Source organism: Prescottella agglutinans, assembly GCF_004011865.1.
In the GTDB taxonomy this organism is placed as follows: domain Bacteria; phylum Actinomycetota; class Actinomycetes; order Mycobacteriales; family Mycobacteriaceae; genus Prescottella; species Prescottella agglutinans.
The window spans coordinates 249,258-265,035 of record NZ_RKLP01000005.1; the positions used below are offsets into that span (position 1 = coordinate 249,258).

A 15,778-nucleotide genomic window follows, 5' to 3' on the forward strand; every position below is an offset into this window, starting at 1 on the left:
TCTCGATGGCGAGTCAGACCAGGAGGCCGATACTGGTCGCCAGCATCACCACCGCCGTTGCGCCGTGGACGCCGTACGCGGTGGCCTTCGGCCCACCGCTGCGCAGCACGACCACCGCGTCTCCTGCGGGTACGGCGGCGAGCACCAGCACGTACCAACCCAGCACCGGCGTCGCCGCGACGAGCATCAGAACGAAGACGGCGGCCCCGAACGCGATCTCGCGCAATCCCTTCACGCGCAGCCAGGACCGGAAGGCGGGGTCGTCGGCGTGTGTTTCGGGAATGCCGAAACCGACGGCAGCCTGCGGCGTCGTGAAGGCGCTCCCGCCCATGACGATGAGCGCCACGCCGAGCAGGCCGGCGAGAACAGTGGCAATGGTGGTGAGCATCAGCGGTCCTGTCCGTTGAGGGAGTCTCTTGACGAAGTGGTTGTCGGTCCATGCCGTCCGGAACGACGGCGGGTTCACGGTGGCCGAGTAGGTCAGGGCTCGAGCACGTAGCGACCGCGCGTCCCGCCCTTGGCCATAGCCCGGTGGGCGTCGGCGGCCTGAGCCAACGGCAGCACCGCATGCACTCGGGTCGGCAACCGGCCGGACGCGGCGCGGGCCAGCAGCTGTCCCAACCGAGGACCGTCCGACTGCGTCACCAGTACGTTCACCGTGATCCCCCGCTCGGCCGCGGGCACCAGGTTGGGTCGGACGCCGACGAAGGCTCCGCCGTCGCGGACCAAGGTCAGGCCCCACACCTGCATGGACGTGGTGTCGACGACCGCGTCCCAGCCCGGCTCGGCGTCAGTCACGAAGTCGGCGCCGAGACCTCGCACGAACTGCTCGTCCGCGGCTCGGGCCAGACCGGTCACCTGCCAGCCTCGGTCGGGCGCGACCGAGGCCACGTTGGCCCCGATCGCACCGGCCGCACCGGTCACCAGCAATCGGTTGCCGTCGGCGGGCGCGTCGCCCAGCAGATCGACGATCTGCGCCGCACCCAGGCCGTTGAGCGGCACCGTCGATGCCGCGACCAAGTCGAGCCCGTCGGGCACCACGGCGAGATCGGCTGCGGGCACGACGAGTTGTTCGGCATAGGTGCCGAAATCGCGGTCGAAACCGAGAACGACACCGGCAACCCGAGTCCCGACAGCCAGGTCCACGCCCGGACCGGCGGCGAGGACGGTGCCGGCGAAGTCCCAGCCCAGGCCGGTGTGGTCGGGCTGGTCGATCATGCCCAGCTCGTGGAAGAAGCCGCCCACGACGCCGAGGTCGGTGGGGTTGACCGGCGCGGCCGCGACCGCGACCCGGACCTCGCCGGGGCCGGGCTCGGCGAGGGGGACATCGATGATCTCGATCAAGTCGGGTCCGCCCGGTGTGCGGACGACGGCGGCCCGGAAGGTGGGTGTGCTCATGTTTCGCTCCTCCATCAGTTCTGTTTCTGATGAGGTCGAGACTGCTCCTGGGTTTTGGAAGGCACTTGGAGCCGGCCAGGAACGCTCGAGGCGGGGCTGAGGCGCTCCGCCGCCGATCGCACCTTCAGCGATTCTGCGGGGGCGAAACATCCACGCCGAGAACACGATCGGCGCGTGATCGGGCGTCGGCGGACCAGTGGGGGGCGTTCCACCGGTCGGCGATGATGGCGGCCTGGGCGAAGTGTGCGGCGGCCTCGTCGTCGCGGCCGAGGAAGAGGGCGAGTTCGCCGAGCGTGTGGGCGACCGGGCGGAGCGCCAGCGACAGGCTCGCTGCGCCCGCAGGGGGACCGTCTCGGTGGGGGAGCAGGTCTGCGTAGATCTCCTCGGCAGCGTCGCGGTCGTCCGAGGCGATGATCGCCATCGCGCGCAGGCTGGCCAGGAAGGTGAAGAAGAAGTCGGGCCGGATCGGGGTCGGTGACGTGCGTGTCCGATGTGCCTCGTCGCCGCGGCCGGCGGCGTGGAGGGCGAGCGTGAGCAGGTCGGCGACCATCGGGCCGAGCGCCTCGTGATGAGATCGCACGTCGTCCAGGTGGTCGCCGAGCGTGCCGTCATTGAGCCAGACCGCCGCCTGCGCGAGGCGGAGGAAGCCCGCGGCGTGCACCGATCCGGCGCGTTCCATGCGTGCGGTGGCCTCGGCGTAGAGGGGCTCGGCGTCGGCGAACCGGCCCTCGATGAGCACCAGTGTCGCCAGCGCGATCTCGGCGGCCCCGATCGCCTCGGGCATACGGTAGGCGCGGGCAAGGTCGAGTGCCTCGACCGTCACGCGACGCATGGCGGCCGGGTCGTTGGCCGCGGCGGCGTTCGCGGCCTGGTTGAGCAGTCCGGTCACGCGGTAGACGGGCAGATCGTGCTCGGCGCCGATTTGCACCAGCTCGCGGGAGTATTCCTCCCGCCCGGTCCCGCGGGCCAGGACCAGCAGCGCCGCGGCTCGGAGGCGGGGATCGGTGGCGAGGTCGAGCGCTTCCTGCGCCGCCTCCACGACGGTCGGATCGTCCTCGCCCACCAGTTCGTGGGCGTAGGCGATGAGGAGGTGGGATCGCATATCGGTGGCGAGATCGGTCCGTTCGAGCAGGCGACCGAGGCGGTCGACGATGGGACGGTCGACCGTGCCGTAGGTGCGGGCCTGCCAGGGTGTGGGCTCGGTCCAGGCGGTGAACGCGGCGATCATCAGGTCGTCGCGCGCGAGCGACTCGGCGTACTCCACGGCCTGCTCCCGCGTAGCCCTGGCCGCGGCGAAGGCCCCTGCCCTGACCTGCGCGCGCAGCAGCCTGCCGAGCAGTCCGACGCGCTCGTCGGGGTCGCTGGAGTTGGTGACGGCATCGGTGAGGAGTGCGGCCGCCACATCGTGGGCGTAGCGTGCCTCGGCCAGCTCGGCGGCCCGCACGCAATAGCCCACGGCCTCCGGCGATCCCGCCCGCGCATGGTGATGGGCGAGGGCCGCGACGTCGCCGGTGCCCTCCAGGGCCGCGGCGATCCTGGTGTGCATCCGGGTGATTCGCACCCGGCTGACATCGGTGATGAGCGTGTCCCGGACCAGCGCGTGCACGAACCGGACGCGCCCAGGCCCGGGCTCGTCGAGCAACCCGGCGATGACACCCGCGTCCAGCGCGTCCAGCACGCCGTCCTCGTCGGTGTCGGCGGCCCGCACGAGCACGTCCACCGAGCTTTCCCGGCCGGCCACGGCCGCCAGCCGCAGGACGGACACGCCGCTCTCGGGCAGCCTGGCGAACCGGCGTCGCAGCACATCCCGTACGCCTTCGGGGACCTCGGAGAGCGCGATCAGCGCACCCTCGCCGCCCAGCAGCCGCGCGCTCTCCCGCACGTAGAACGGGTTGCCGCCGGTCCGCTCGGCGATCCCGGCCACGGTCGCGTCGTCGGCCTCGCACTCGGCGCGGACGAGCTCGGCGACGGCCGTGGCGTTCAATCCGGGCAGATCCAGCCGCAGAGGGGCGGTGCGGGCGAGAGACCCGAGCGCTTCGGTGAGGCGCTCGCTCTCCTCCGCGCGGTACGCCGCGACGACCAAGATCGGGGCCCGCACGTCGACGCCACCGCCGAGCAGTTCCAGTGTGGCGGCGTCCGCCCAGTGCAGGTCGTCCAGGACGACGGCGACCGGGCGGTCGCCGGCGGCCGCCGAGAGCCAGGCCCACACGGCCCTCCGCAACCGGAACCGCCCGGCCGCCGCGTCACCGTCCACCGGCGCGGAGTCGGAGAGTAACGGTGCCAGGTCCGCGGCGAACTCCCCGGGAGGAACGGTCTCGGCCACCTGCCGCAGTGCCTCGACCCACGCCCACGCGGGCGGCGCGCTGTCCATGTCGGGACAGCGCCCGGCGGCCACGAGCCACCCGTCCTGCCCGAGCCGCGCACCGAGCTGCTCCAGCAGCGTCGACTTGCCGAGCCCCGCTTCCCCGGTGACGAGCGCGACGCGTGCCCCCTGCGCGACGACCTGCCCTGCGGCCGCCAGCAGCGCTGAAAGCTCGCCCGACCGTCCCACGAATGTTGTTGCGCCGGGTTGGTTTTGCGGCGGCAGCAGCACGGTGGCCGTGGCCCGGCGCCCGGGTGAGTCTGCCGGAGGCGACGGGACGGCCGCACGGAGGACGTCCGTGCGCTGGGTGAGTATCGCCTCTTCCAGCGCCACCAGATCCGGGCCTGGGTCGAGGCCCAGCTCGTCGGCGAAGGTGGCGCGGGCGCGGCGGAGCGCGGTCAGGGCGTCAGCCTGGCGGCCGCTGCTCCACAGCGCGAGGGCGTGCAAGCGCCAGCCCTCCTCGCGCAGAGGATCGTCGCGAGTGAGGCGCTCCGTCTCGGGCACCACCGTCGCGGAGTGACCGAGCCGCAGTCCCGCCGCGATGTGCAGTTCCCGGGCGACCAGGCGCAGCTCGTTCAGCCGGACGGTCTCGGCGACGGCCCACGGCTCGTCGGCGACCTCGGCGAACGCGGGGCCCCGCCACAGCGCCAGTGCCTCGTCCAGCCGGACGCGAGCGTCATGGGGATCCGCGAGTGTGCGGGCTTCGTCAAGCAACTGCTCGAAGTGCCACGCGTCCACTGCTTCCGGTGGCAGCCGCAATGCGTAGCCGGGTGGCGCGCTCACCAGCAGTCGGGCCGGGGTGCGCGGGGGGCGGGCGGGCTCGAGCAGGCGGCGCAGATTGGACACGTACGCCTGCAACGAGGCCAGCGCGCGTGCCGGCGGTTCGCCGCGCCACAGATCCTCGACCATCCGGTCGACCGGGACGACTTGTCCGCGCGCGGCCACCAACAGGGCCAGCACGCCGCGCTGGCGCGGTCCGCCGAGGGGAAGGGGTTCGTCGCAGGCCTCAGCCGCGAACGAGCCCAATACCCGGATCAAGACCATGACGTGGCACATAGTACGCACGGTCACGTCAGGTATTCCACGTCAGCTCCAACTGTTTTCCAAACTCCCGGGAGCAGTCTCGAGCACATCGAACCAGACCAGATATGAAGGGCAGGAACAGATGAGCATCGACACGCAGGACATGGAGATCGTCCACCGCGCCTTCCGCCGCGAGTCGCGGTTGCTGAAGGAGCTCGTCGCGGCGGTCACGCCGGGTGACACCGCGCGCGCCACAGTGATCGCCGACCACTTCCGCGATTACCGACTGGGATTGAAGAACCACCATGAGGGCGAGGACGAGCTGCTGTGGCCGCCGCTGCTGTCCCGGGTCGACCTGGAGGCGGACATCGTCCTGCGCATGCAGGCCCAGCACGAGCGCGTCGAAGCCACGATGGCCAGGCTGGACGCCGCGGTACCGGCGTGGGAGGCCACCGCCGGAGCCGACGAGCGCGACACCCTGGTAGCGGCCCTGACCGATCACCGGGCGGTCCTGGTCGAACACCTCGACGACGAGGAGACCACTCTGCTTCCGCTCGCGGCCGAGCACATCACCGAGAAGGAATGGGCGTCCCTGGGCGAGCACCTGGTGGCGAACACGCCCAAGCTCACCTTGCTCACGCTCTTCGGCCTCGTCCTGGAGGACGCCGATCAAGCGGAGCGCGCCACGCTCCTCGGCGTCCTGCCCGCACCGATCCGCGCCGTCTGGCACGTCATCGGTCGCCCCCGCTACGCCCGCCACATCCGCCGCGTCCGCGCGGCCTGACCTACCCCCCCGAGCGGGGTCACCGCGATGCCCAGGCTGCGCAGCGCGCTCGCCGCGGCGCCGGCTCCACACATGCCGTGCACGCCGGCGCCGGGTGGCGTGGAGGCCGAGCACAGGTACATCCCGTCCACGCCGGTCGCGTACGGGTCGGCGGCGAACAGGGGGCGACCGACCATCTGCAGCGGCGTGTTGGCGCCTCCCACGATGTCGCCGCCGACGTAGTTGGGATTGCAGCTCTCGTGGCCGGTCGCACTCGTGGAGTGCACGGCGACGATCCGGCTGCGGAAACCCGGTGCGTAGGACTCGATCTGGTCGAGCACGACCTCGGTGGCATCCCCCTGGTACCCGGCCGGGACGTGCGCATAGGCGTAGATCGGGTGCACTCCGTCGACCGATCTGGTCGGATCGGCCAGGTACTGCTGTCCGATCAGCACGAACGGCCGCTCCGGCATCCGGCCGGCCGCCACCTCGGCCTCCACGGCCGCCACCTCGCCGGCGTCGCCACCGAGGTGCACGGTTCCGGCCCGACGTGCGGACTCGTTGGTCCACGGGACCCCGTGCCGCACAGCAAGATCCACCTTGAAGGCGGCCGGGCCGAACGCGTACGAGCGGTACCGGCGCCCGCGTCGGCTGCCGAGCCGGCCACCGAGGATCTCGGCGACCGCCTGCGGGGTCGTGTCGAACAGGGTCACGTCGGCCGGGGGCAGATCCGCGAGCGACGCGACGCGTGCGTTGCACTCGATCACCCCGCCACGCTCGGCCAACACGCACGCGAGCGCCGACGTGATCGCCTGCGACCCGCCCTCCGCCACCGGCCACCCGTACCGATGACCGGCGACCACCAGCATCACGCCCACGGAGGCCGACAACGGCCGGTTCAGGGGTTGGAACAGGTGCGCCGCGCACCCCATGAGCAGCGCCCGCGCCTGTGGCGTGCGAAACGCCTTCGTCAGCACGGTCGCGGGGAGCCCCGCCCGCAGACCGAACCTGGCGAGCGCCACCGGGTGCGAGGGCACCCGCAACAGCGGACCGAGCACATCGGGGGCGAGCTCGTCGAAACGCGCCGCGATCGGTCCGAACACCCGTCGCCAGGCGTTCCGGTCGACCCCCATCCCGGCTGCGGTGCGATCCACGTCGCCCACCAGCACGCCGGCCGAACCGTCTTCGAGCGGATGCACGAGGTCCACCTCGGGCCACCGCCACCGCAATCCGTGCTCGACGAGCGGAAGGGACGCCAGATACGGCGAGGCGACGCCGAAGGGATGCACCGCCGAACAGACGTCGTGCAGCAGGCCGGGCACCGTCAGCTCACTCGTGCGTGCCCCACCGCCCGGCGTCTCGGCGGCCTCGAGCACCTGGACCTTCACTCCGTGACCGGCCAGTCGGACGGCGGCGGCCAACCCGTTGGGCCCGGATCCGACCACGACGGCGGTCCTCGACCGCGTCAAGTCAGCGATCTCGACCACCCGCAACGACCTGCACCGGCATGTCCGCGGCCCAGGGTTGACGGTTGACCATGTCCGCGACCCGCACGCTGCCCCGCTCGAATTCCCCGGTGGCGGCGTCCAACAGGCGGTACGCCTGGGACTGCCGGTGGATCGGCTGGGCGTCGAGGACGAGCACTCGCAGTTCACCCGGTTCGAAGCTGCATCTCTCCTGCAGCGCCGCGACCAGTTGCTCGGAATGCAGGTGGCCGTCGCCGAAGTTCCATCCGAGCACCACCCCGGCCACCGTCTCCCCGTCGAGTTCCACGTAGTCGATCCCGGGCCGATCCCCGATGAGTCGGGGCAGCAGGGCCGCGTGCGCCCGACCGTGCGTGTGGATCGCGCGGAACGCGAAGCCGGTGAGCCGAGTGACCCGGGCCTCGTCCTCGCCGCCGTAGATCTTCTCCAGCTGACGGTGCGGCAGCATCGCCGCGCGGATCGTGTTGTCGGTCAGCTTCTGCTCACCAGTGGGCGAGAGGCACCACACCGACGTGTCCCAGTTGCCGGCGTAGTAGCGCATGCCGAGCAGGAAGGAGATCCGCCGCGGGAAGAGATTACCCAGGATCACGAGAAGGAAGCTGACGGCGGGGATCAGCAGGACTGCGGGATGGGCAAGGTCGCTCACACCCAGGTCGGCATGGTTCACGAACAGCACGAGGACGGCGAAGATCATGAACACGTTCCACTCCAGCGGCGTCCCCATCGGGATCGTCACGATGATGTGCAGATGGAACAGGATCATCACGATGGCGGCGACGGTGGTGACGGTGCCGCCGCTCGAGCAGACGAGCACCAGTGGAACGCCGAACTCGATCGCGGTGCCGCCGTGGGCGAGCAGCTTCGAGAGCGCGGACGGTCGCAGGTCCTCGGGGTACGAGCGGGTGAACTGGTGCTTGATGCGCTTGGCACGCCACAGCGGGCTGTTCGCCTCCATGGCCTGCACGACCGACGGGAAGTGCACGTTGACCTTCGAGATCGCCGCTCCCCACCAGATGCACAGCAGCACGAACTTGGCGACGACCATGGAATCGGGGAACGGAATCAGGAAGGTCAACGCGATCGCCCCGTAGACCTCCGCCCGGGCGGCCAGGAAGATCGTCTGGTCGCGCAGTCCGACGAGAGCGAGCACCACCAGCACGACCGCCACCTTCTGCCAGGGCAGCTGTCCGGTACCGGACGCGGTCGCCGAGAGCAGGGCCACCAGCAAGGAGACGAGCAGTGCGACGTACAGCACGACGTCGACAATGCTGCGCCGGCTACCGGAGGTGAACGGGAACCACCCCGACCATGGGGGCAACCGGACGGTTCCGGGTCGCAACCAGTAGAGGAAGGAGCCCAGCGGCGGCAGGAAGCGCAGGTTCAACGGCCCGAAACCGCAACCCAGCCCGGTGACCTCGAAAAGGATGCACCACAGCACGACCTTCTCCCAGACCACCGGCAGCGCCCACCACTGCCCCACGTCGAGGAGGCCGTCCACTCCCGGGGTGCTCGTCGCGAACAGCGCGCCGCCGAGGACGAACAGGGCGATCTTGAGGAGATAGCCCACGTACACCACGTCGGGTGTCCCGAAGCCCTGGGAGAGAAAGTTCTCCGACAGGATGCGCATCTGGACGGGCCGGTCACTGCGCCGCAACGCGTCCGCGTCGACGTCCGGTTCAACCGGTTGCAGGAATCCCATGCGTCCTCCGAACCACTGACCGAATCGGCGCATGCCGGGCCGGTTGGCGACCGGGCCTCTGGGTGGCCGGTCCTGACCGCCGAACATAGGGGTTGTAGACACTTCTCCACAAGTGCCTACAACAACATTTTCATCGCCCCGAACACCAGGCCCCGCCGGTCCGAGTTGCGATTCGGTTCTCGGACGTGTCCTAGGATCGGGCGGAGATGACCCCCCACTCCAACACCATTCGCGACCGCATCCTCGACGCCGCCGAGGTGTGCCTGGCGCGCAACGGGATCCGCCGCACGACCGTGCGAGCCGTGGCTCAGGAAGCGGGCATCAGCCGCGCCTACCTGTACCGGTTCTTCACCGACAAGCCGGCACTGCTGTCAGCGGCGCTGATCCGCCGGGGCGCGGACTTCTGGGCGGATGCCACCCATCGGATCGAGCGTCAGGACAGCGTGGCAGCCATGCTGACCGAGGCCGTCGTGTTGTCCCGACAGGAACCGCTCGGGCCCTTGGCGGTTGAGCTGTCCGCCCGGGAACCACATGAGTACGCCGAGATCATGGGGAACTACGCACAGGACGTGGTCGCGCAACTCTCGGACTTCTGGGTGGACCGGATGCGCGACGCCCGGGAGCGGGGACTGATCCGCGAGGATCTGGACCTGATCGGAGCGGCGGAGTGGCTGATCCGGATGCTCGTCTCCCTGGTGGGCACCCCAGGTTCGGCCGTCGACGTGGACGACCGCGCGGCGCTGCTGAGCTACCTGCAGACCTATCTGGATCCCGTATTCACTCCCCCGACCTGACGGCCAGGTCGCTCCAACCCAGGTAGGGGATCCCCGGAAGCGGGGAAACCCATCCGCATCTCAGCGGCTGAACGCACCCTCGAGGCGGTTGCGGGACCCCGGATGGATCAGGCGCGCGGCGCTCACCAGTCCGCGCTCGGACCACGTCCGGCGCCGGATCAGCAGGCAGGGTTCGCCGCGGTCGATCTGCAGCAGGCGGCACTCCTCGGGGCTGGCGAGGACGGCCTCGACGACGTGCTCGCCGCGCACGAGGGGCGCAACACGGCTGAGGTAGTCGTTCGGCGTGATCGCGGTGAAGTCCTGGTCGAGGTACTCGGGCGCCTCGGCCGGATTCACCAGACGGTCCTCCACCTGGATCGGCTTGTCGTCTTCGTAGTGCACGAGAACGGAGTGGAACACCCTGGCGCCGACGGCATCCCGGAGGAACGCCTGCGAGTGGTCGGTCTCCTCCTCGCGGACGAAGATCACCTCGGTGCGGTGCCGGTGGCCCCGCTCCTGGATCTCGTCGGCGATGTTCTTGACCTCGAACAGCGGTGACGGGGTCTTGGTGCTCGCCACGAACGTGCCGATGCCCATCATCCGCACGATCAGACCGTCACTCGTCAGTTCGCGCAACGCGCGGTTGATGGTCATCCGGGACAGCCCGAGCGCGTTGACGAACTGGTTCTCGGACGGCAACTGATCGCCTTCGGACCAACGGCCCGACCGGATCTGCTCCGCCACCAGCTTCTTGACGCGTTCGTAGGCGGGAACGGACTCGCCGCCGGCCTCGTCGAACAGCGCGGCCAGTTCCGCGTCGACGTCAACCACTGCCATCCGCTGCCCCTGTTCCTCGAAAAGTTCCACCGCTCCGTTCGTCGACTCGGCCCACGAAGTCTACCGACCGGTGACCTCCGCTCCGACGGCGAGCGGCCGCTGATCGGGATCGAGCAGGACGGGTCGGCGACGGAACGCCCCGACGAGCCGAATGTACTTGCTGCACAACCTTCCGCCATCGGGGAGGTCACCGCTCATATCACCGATGCCGAGCGGCCGCACCACCTGACGACCTGCCCCGCGAATCAGCCGACGCGTCGCATTCCAGGCTCATAAGCGGGCTCATAAGCACAAATGATGCCCTGCATCACTAATACGAGCTTGCCGCGGGTGACGCGCACCACCCAGCATGGATTGCGCATGATCCGTACGAAAGGCAGATGAATGACTTCAGAGCTGGCGGCGGTCGCCTTCGATGCGACTGCAATTGCAGAGATTATCGACCTCGATCGCTATCCGATCCATCGCCTGGACTCCGACGAAGGGCGCCGACTGGTCGAGCGTTGCCAAGACGATCTGCGCAATCACGGCGCATGCCAACTCCACGGATTCATTCGACCGAATGCTGTCGAAATCCTGGTAGCCGAGGCCCTCGAAAAGGCCGGGAATGCGTACCGGACGGACGACACGCACAATGTGTATTTCGAGGAAATTCCGGCGGACGCGGCGGCCGACGACCCGCGAGGAATGCTCCAGCACTCCTCGAAGCTCACGATCGCGTGGGACGAGATCGCCGAGAACTCCGCCCTGCGAACGGTCTACAACTGGGATTCGCTGACCGATTTCATCGGACAGGCGTTGGAAATGCCCAGCTTCTACCGCTACGACGATGCGCTGGGTGCGTGCTCTGTGGCCCTGTTCGAGCAGGGCGACGAACTGGGCTGGCATTTCGACAGGTCGCACTTCGCGGTGACTCTCATGCTCCAGCCCACCGACGAGGGCGGGGAATACGAGTACTTCCACATGCTTCGATCCCCGGAATCGGAGAACTACGACGAGGTGGCGGAGCGACTGAACGGATCTCGGTCCGGCGTGATCACCCTGCAGAACGAACCGGGCACCCTCAGCTTCTTCCGTGGCCGGTACTCCATGCACCGCGTCACCCCGGTGACAGGCGAAAAGACCCGCGTCAATGCCGTCCTCGCCTATTCCGAAAAGCCCGACGACAAGATGAACAGCATCACCCAGAAGCTCTTCTACGGACGCACGACGTAACTGCGCGACAGCGCCAGGGGCCGGAGGCATGCGGGCGAACCGCCCAACCATGCCGCCGGCCCCTGTCGCTTTTCATCGAGTGGTGGTGTGAGTGTGGCCAGGATCGTGGGCTACTCGATCGGCTCGGGACCGAAGGCGCGATCCGCTGTCGCCGCGATCGGCTCCGCCCTCGCCGAACGGGCTGCAGGCGATCACCAGGCGATCGGCTGTATCGTGCACAGCGACCGCGGATCGCAACCGTTCCCGCGGGTTCGTCCAAGTGTCGGGTAGACAGGCACGGTCGGATCGATGGGGCGAGTAGGCGCCCGCGGTGACAACGCCGCCATGGAATCGTTCTACGCACTCCCGTCGGAAGAACCTTCTCGACCGCTGCCGCTGAACCACCGGCGGCCACCTTCGGATCGCGATCGCCTCCTGGGCCGAACCGGCCTACCAACGACGCCCGTCCAGGCCCGACACGTTGACCCCGTCGAATACGAGACCCGCATGACCACACCAGCCGCTCGGGCTGCGCGACCGAGCCTGCCACGCGATCGTGCTGCCGCCGTGCCCAACTCGGCACCCCATCGGATACCGACCGGTATCCCGTTCGCAGCCGAGTTCACCCGGTATGCGGGCCTAGCTGCGCCGAAGGCCGATCGGGCACCACTCTCCTTGACATCAGCTTGTATAGACCGGAATATACAAGCCGTAATCATGGAAAGTGAGGGAGCGCACAACAGCTACCGACACGGGATGCGGGCGACAACAGGGTCGTTCGGCAGCCACGTGCGGCAGGCAGTGCCCTCACCGCCCGATCGCTAGGAGCACCCAATGGACATCACCTCATTCGGCAGCGAGGCCCGCCCGATCAGCGGCCCCGCGTCGCCGAACGTGCTCCGTGCGGACCCCGCCCCTGCCCCTGCGGACGACAGCGCCAACCGGGGGCCGTTCCGCGGGCCCGAGGGCCGGATGCTCCACCCCACCGACAGGGAACGACGATGTTTCCCTGTCCTCCGATCCCGGAATCGGAAGGCCACGAGGTGGTGGCGGAGCGCCCGGACGGTTCCCGAACCGGTGTGACCACCCCACAGAACGAACCTGGCGCCTCAACTTCTTCCATGGTCGGCACTCGATCCACCGCGCCGCTCCCATGGCGGGCGAGCAGACACGAATCGATGCAGTTCTCGCCTGTTCCGAAAAGCCGGACAACAAGCCGAACGACATCAACCTGAAGCTCTTCCACGGACGCACAGCATAATTGCGCGACAGCGCAATGGCCCGGAGCATGCGAGCGAGTCGGTGACCATGGCTCCGGCCCCCTTCTTTTTCGTCGACATGATCGCGCCGAAGTCTGCAGCGCTTCTGAATTGATCAAGTCGGCATGACGAACACGGACGAAATAGGGAACTTTCAGTGCACGACACCAACGCAGGTCGAAACTTGACCGGAATAGATCCGACAGCTCTCGCGGCGAATTCCACGAGCCCATTCGAAGTGGATGCGGTTTCCCTCGATCTCATGGAGCGATCGTGGAAGACGGCGACGAGTGCAGCCGAACGTCGGCAGGTCTACGGTCGGACGACCGGAGTCGGAGCCAACCGCGAGGTGCAGATCGACCAAGCTCTCGAACAGGATTTTCGGCTGCTGCGCAGCCATGCGACGGGTGCCGGGCCCTACCTTCCCCACGACACCGTCCGCGCTGCAATGATCGTGCGGCTCAACCAATTGCTGGCCGGCGGCTCGGGCATGCACCCGGACATCGTGGAGGCGATCTCGAAGTCGCTCAGCAACGACGACCTGCCACGGGTACACGCATCGAGTGCCATCGGAACCGCGGATCTCAGTCAGTTCGCCGAGATCGCGCTGGGCCTCATGGGCGAGGCCGACCTCGAGAGCGGTCGACGGGAGGCGCTCTGGCGCCCCCACCCGGGCGACGCGCTCGCGTTCATCTCGACAAATGCCATGGGCGTCGCTCGCGGTACCGCCGCATGCCAGGCGATGGAGCACTACCTCGGGCACTACGCGGCTGTCGCCGCGCTGTCGCTGATCGCAACTGGTGGCGCGACCGAGGCGTTCGACGAGTTCGTCCATTCGTCGCGCCCGCACCCGCACCAGGCGTCGACGGCCGCAAGGATTCGGGCTCTCATCGAGGATCACGAGTGGACCCCACGACGGGTGCAGGATTCGTACGGGTTCCGGGCCCTGCCGCAGGTTGTCGGCCCCGCTCAGCACGCCCTCGAATCCTATTCGGCCGCACTGGACATCGAGATGAACTCGGCGGCCGAGAACCCGGTGGTCAGCGTCGATCGAGACGACGTCTTCCACAACGCGAACTTCCATACGCAGGCCCTGGCCCTCGCATGCGACCACAGCAAGCTCGCCCTCTTCGGCGTCGCGAACCTGTCGATGCGGCGACTGGCGAACCTGACCGAGCCTTCGTTCACTGGCTTGAATCCGTTTCTGGCCGTCGGGCCGGCGGGTAGCAGCGGGGTCATGCTGCTCGAGTACATCGCGGCAGCATCCCTGTCGCGGTCTCGGAACTCGGCGGCCCCGGCGACGCTCGGAACGGTCACGATCTCGCGCGGAACCGAAGATCACGCGAGTTTCCATTCGCAGGCTGTCGACCAGATGCAGGACTGCATTCAGGCGGCAAACGAGATCCTCGGGTGCGAACTCGTCGCCGCGGTGAGGGCACTTCGCATCCTCGACGTTTCGCTCGATCCCGAAACCCCGCTCGGTACTTATCTCCAGAGGGTGTCGAGCGTTCTCGATCCGAACAGCCTCGATCGTCCACTCACCCAGGACCTCGAGAGCGCGATTGACTTCCTCACGCAGTCTCATGGACTGAAAGGCATTTGATGTCCGAAAACTCAGTGATCACCGCACCCGGTGACAAGACCACCCAGCCAGTCGCGCTCGACCAGATCCCGTTCAGCCGGTTTCACGCCAAGATCACCGGGATGACGCTCGGCGCCAACTTCTCCGACGGCTACACACTCGGAATCATCGGCGCGATCCTGCCCACGATCACCACCCAGCTCGGGCTCTCCTCGTTCTGGGAAGGGATGATCGCCAGCTCCGCACTGATCGGCCTGTTCCTCGGAAGCATGATCCTGGGACGAGTCGGAGACATCATCGGGCGGCAACGCCTCTACGTCTTCAACTTCGTGCTGATCGCAGCGGTGTCGTTGATGCAGCTGTGGACTCCCAACGTGCTGGTGCTGTTCATCATGCGCGTTCTCATCGGCTTCGGACTGGGTGCCGACTATGCGGTCGGGCCCACCCTGATGTCGGAGTTCGCGCCGCGCAAGCACCGCGGGGCCATGCTCGCCTCGCTCACCGTCGCGTGGACCGTCGGTTACGTCGCCGCCAACGTGATCGGCACCTATCTCAACACCGGCGACGACTCGTGGCGCTGGCTCCTGGCGAGCGGCGCGATCCCCGCATTGATCGTGTTGGTCGTCCGAATCGGCACACCCGAGTCGCCGGGATGGCTGATCAGCAAGGGACGGGTCGACGAGGCAAAGGCGATCGTCCGCCGCTGCTTCGGAGTGGAATTGGATACCACCAGCGTCGCGCCGGAAGAGGAATCCACCTCGTACAAGGCACTCTTCAACAAGGCCAACAGGACGCGCACCTGGTTCGCCGTTCTGTTCTACAGCGCCCTCGTGCTCCCGTACTTCGCGATCTACACGTTCGTTCCCACGATCCTGGCCGGGCTCAATGTCGAGGACGCCGATCTCCAGTACCTGATCCTCAACATCTTCCTCCTCGTCGGAGGCATCGCCGGAGTCTGGTTCGTCGCGAAGATGCCGCGGCGCTCGTTCACCATCGCGTCCTTCGGTGTCCTCGCCGTCTCGCTCGTGGCACTGGGTGCGATGAGCGACATGTCGGTCATGGCGATGATGATTCCCTTCGCCATCTACACGTTCGTGATGTCGGGCGCGTCGAACATCACCCAGGTCTATCCCGCCGAAGTCTTTCCCACCAGCCTCCGGGCTTCCGGTGTCGGATTGGCCAACGGACTCAGCCGAATCGCCTCGGCCATCGGTACCTTTGTCCTCCCGGTCAGCCTGACGAGCTGGGGAATCCCCGCCACGATGTACTGGCTCGCCGGGGTACTGCTGCTCGGCATGCTGATCTCCATCAAATGGGCACCCGAGACCAAATCACAGCACCTGGTGTGATCGCCGGGAAATGAGATCACTGTTGCCGCACTCCGCGATCCGCGCGGAGTGCGGC

General features: G+C 68.1%; 11 protein-coding genes and 1 pseudogene. 5 read left to right on the forward strand and 7 right to left on the reverse strand.

Annotation, left to right across the window (positions count from 1 at the left end):
• Positions 1-13: 13 nt before the first annotated feature.
• The 3 genes from EGT67_RS11830 to EGT67_RS11840 all read right to left on the reverse strand — a co-directional run bounded on the left by EGT67_RS11830 (position 14) and on the right by EGT67_RS11840 (position 4,831).
• Entirely contained in the window at positions 14-388 is a 375-nt protein-coding gene (locus EGT67_RS11830) for a DUF4267 domain-containing protein (RefSeq protein ID WP_127916267.1), read from the reverse strand.
• A 92-nt stretch (positions 389-480) separates the two neighbouring features.
• Positions 481-1,398 (reverse strand): NADP-dependent oxidoreductase, encoded by a 918-nt coding sequence (locus tag EGT67_RS11835; RefSeq protein ID WP_127916268.1) that lies wholly within the window; start codon positions 1,396-1,398, stop codon positions 481-483.
• Between the two features lie 124 nt (positions 1,399-1,522).
• Positions 1,523-4,831, reverse strand: coding sequence for an ATP-binding protein (locus EGT67_RS11840; protein ID WP_241565983.1), 3,309 nt, complete (start codon positions 4,829-4,831; stop codon positions 1,523-1,525).
• A gap of 94 nt (positions 4,832-4,925) precedes the next feature.
• On the opposite strand from EGT67_RS11840, the gene EGT67_RS11845 reads away from it, so the two are divergent.
• Positions 4,926-5,567 (forward strand): hemerythrin domain-containing protein, encoded by a 642-nt coding sequence (locus EGT67_RS11845; protein WP_127916269.1) that lies wholly within the window; start codon positions 4,926-4,928, stop codon positions 5,565-5,567.
• Here the strand turns inward: EGT67_RS11845 and EGT67_RS11850 are convergent.
• On the reverse strand, positions 5,531-6,991 hold the full coding sequence (locus EGT67_RS11850) for a phytoene desaturase family protein (protein WP_206612351.1): 1,461 nt from the start codon (positions 6,989-6,991) through the stop codon (positions 5,531-5,533). The genes EGT67_RS11845 and EGT67_RS11850 overlap by 37 nt on opposite strands.
• 25 nt (positions 6,992-7,016) lie before the next feature.
• Positions 7,017-8,729, reverse strand: a complete 1,713-nt coding sequence (locus EGT67_RS11855) for a DUF3556 domain-containing protein (RefSeq protein ID WP_127916270.1) — start codon at positions 8,727-8,729, stop codon at positions 7,017-7,019.
• Between the two features lie 206 nt (positions 8,730-8,935).
• Between EGT67_RS11855 and EGT67_RS11860 the strand changes: the two genes are divergently transcribed.
• A complete protein-coding gene (locus tag EGT67_RS11860) occupies positions 8,936-9,523 on the forward strand; it encodes a TetR/AcrR family transcriptional regulator (protein WP_127916271.1) in 588 nt (195 codons plus the stop codon).
• A 60-nt stretch (positions 9,524-9,583) separates the two neighbouring features.
• On the opposite strand, the gene hutC is transcribed toward EGT67_RS11860, so the two are convergent.
• On the reverse strand, positions 9,584-10,339 hold the full coding sequence (gene hutC / locus EGT67_RS11865) for a histidine utilization repressor (protein ID WP_127916272.1): 756 nt from the start codon (positions 10,337-10,339) through the stop codon (positions 9,584-9,586).
• A 60-nt stretch (positions 10,340-10,399) separates the two neighbouring features.
• Positions 10,400-10,597: pseudogene (locus tag EGT67_RS11870) on the reverse strand (NAD-glutamate dehydrogenase domain-containing protein); the annotation flags it as partial.
• 126 nt (positions 10,598-10,723) lie between these two features.
• Here EGT67_RS11870 and EGT67_RS11875 point away from each other — a divergent pair.
• The 3 genes from EGT67_RS11875 (at position 10,724) to EGT67_RS11885 (ending at position 15,723) form a co-directional block, all read left to right on the forward strand.
• Entirely contained in the window at positions 10,724-11,554 is an 831-nt protein-coding gene (locus EGT67_RS11875; protein WP_127916274.1) for a HalD/BesD family halogenase, read from the forward strand.
• 1,395 nt (positions 11,555-12,949) lie between these two features.
• On the forward strand, positions 12,950-14,395 hold the full coding sequence (locus tag EGT67_RS11880) for an aromatic amino acid ammonia-lyase (protein WP_127916275.1): 1,446 nt from the start codon (positions 12,950-12,952) through the stop codon (positions 14,393-14,395).
• A complete protein-coding gene (locus EGT67_RS11885; RefSeq protein WP_127916276.1) occupies positions 14,395-15,723 on the forward strand; it encodes an MFS transporter in 1,329 nt (442 codons plus the stop codon). Before EGT67_RS11880 ends, EGT67_RS11885 begins: the two co-directional genes overlap by 1 nt.
• The last annotated feature ends 55 nt before the right edge of the window (positions 15,724-15,778 follow it).

What these genes read in the sequence shown, in the direction of transcription:
- EGT67_RS11830 (WP_127916267.1), bottom strand. Translation starts at nt 388, where the DNA reads ATGCTCACCACCATTGCCACTGTTCTCGCCGGCCTGCTCGGCGTGGCG.
- EGT67_RS11835 (WP_127916268.1), bottom strand. Translation starts at nt 1,398, where the DNA reads ATGAGCACACCCACCTTCCGGGCCGCCGTCGTCCGCACACCGGGCGGA.
- EGT67_RS11845 (WP_127916269.1), top strand. Translation starts at nt 4,926, where the DNA reads ATGAGCATCGACACGCAGGACATGGAGATCGTCCACCGCGCCTTCCGC.
- EGT67_RS11855 (WP_127916270.1), bottom strand. Translation starts at nt 8,729, where the DNA reads ATGGGATTCCTGCAACCGGTTGAACCGGACGTCGACGCGGACGCGTTG.
- EGT67_RS11860 (WP_127916271.1), top strand. Translation starts at nt 8,936, where the DNA reads ATGACCCCCCACTCCAACACCATTCGCGACCGCATCCTCGACGCCGCC.
- hutC (WP_127916272.1), bottom strand. Translation starts at nt 10,339, where the DNA reads ATGGCAGTGGTTGACGTCGACGCGGAACTGGCCGCGCTGTTCGACGAG.
- EGT67_RS11875 (WP_127916274.1), top strand. Translation starts at nt 10,724, where the DNA reads ATGACTTCAGAGCTGGCGGCGGTCGCCTTCGATGCGACTGCAATTGCA.
- EGT67_RS11885 (WP_127916276.1), top strand. Translation starts at nt 14,395, where the DNA reads ATGTCCGAAAACTCAGTGATCACCGCACCCGGTGACAAGACCACCCAG.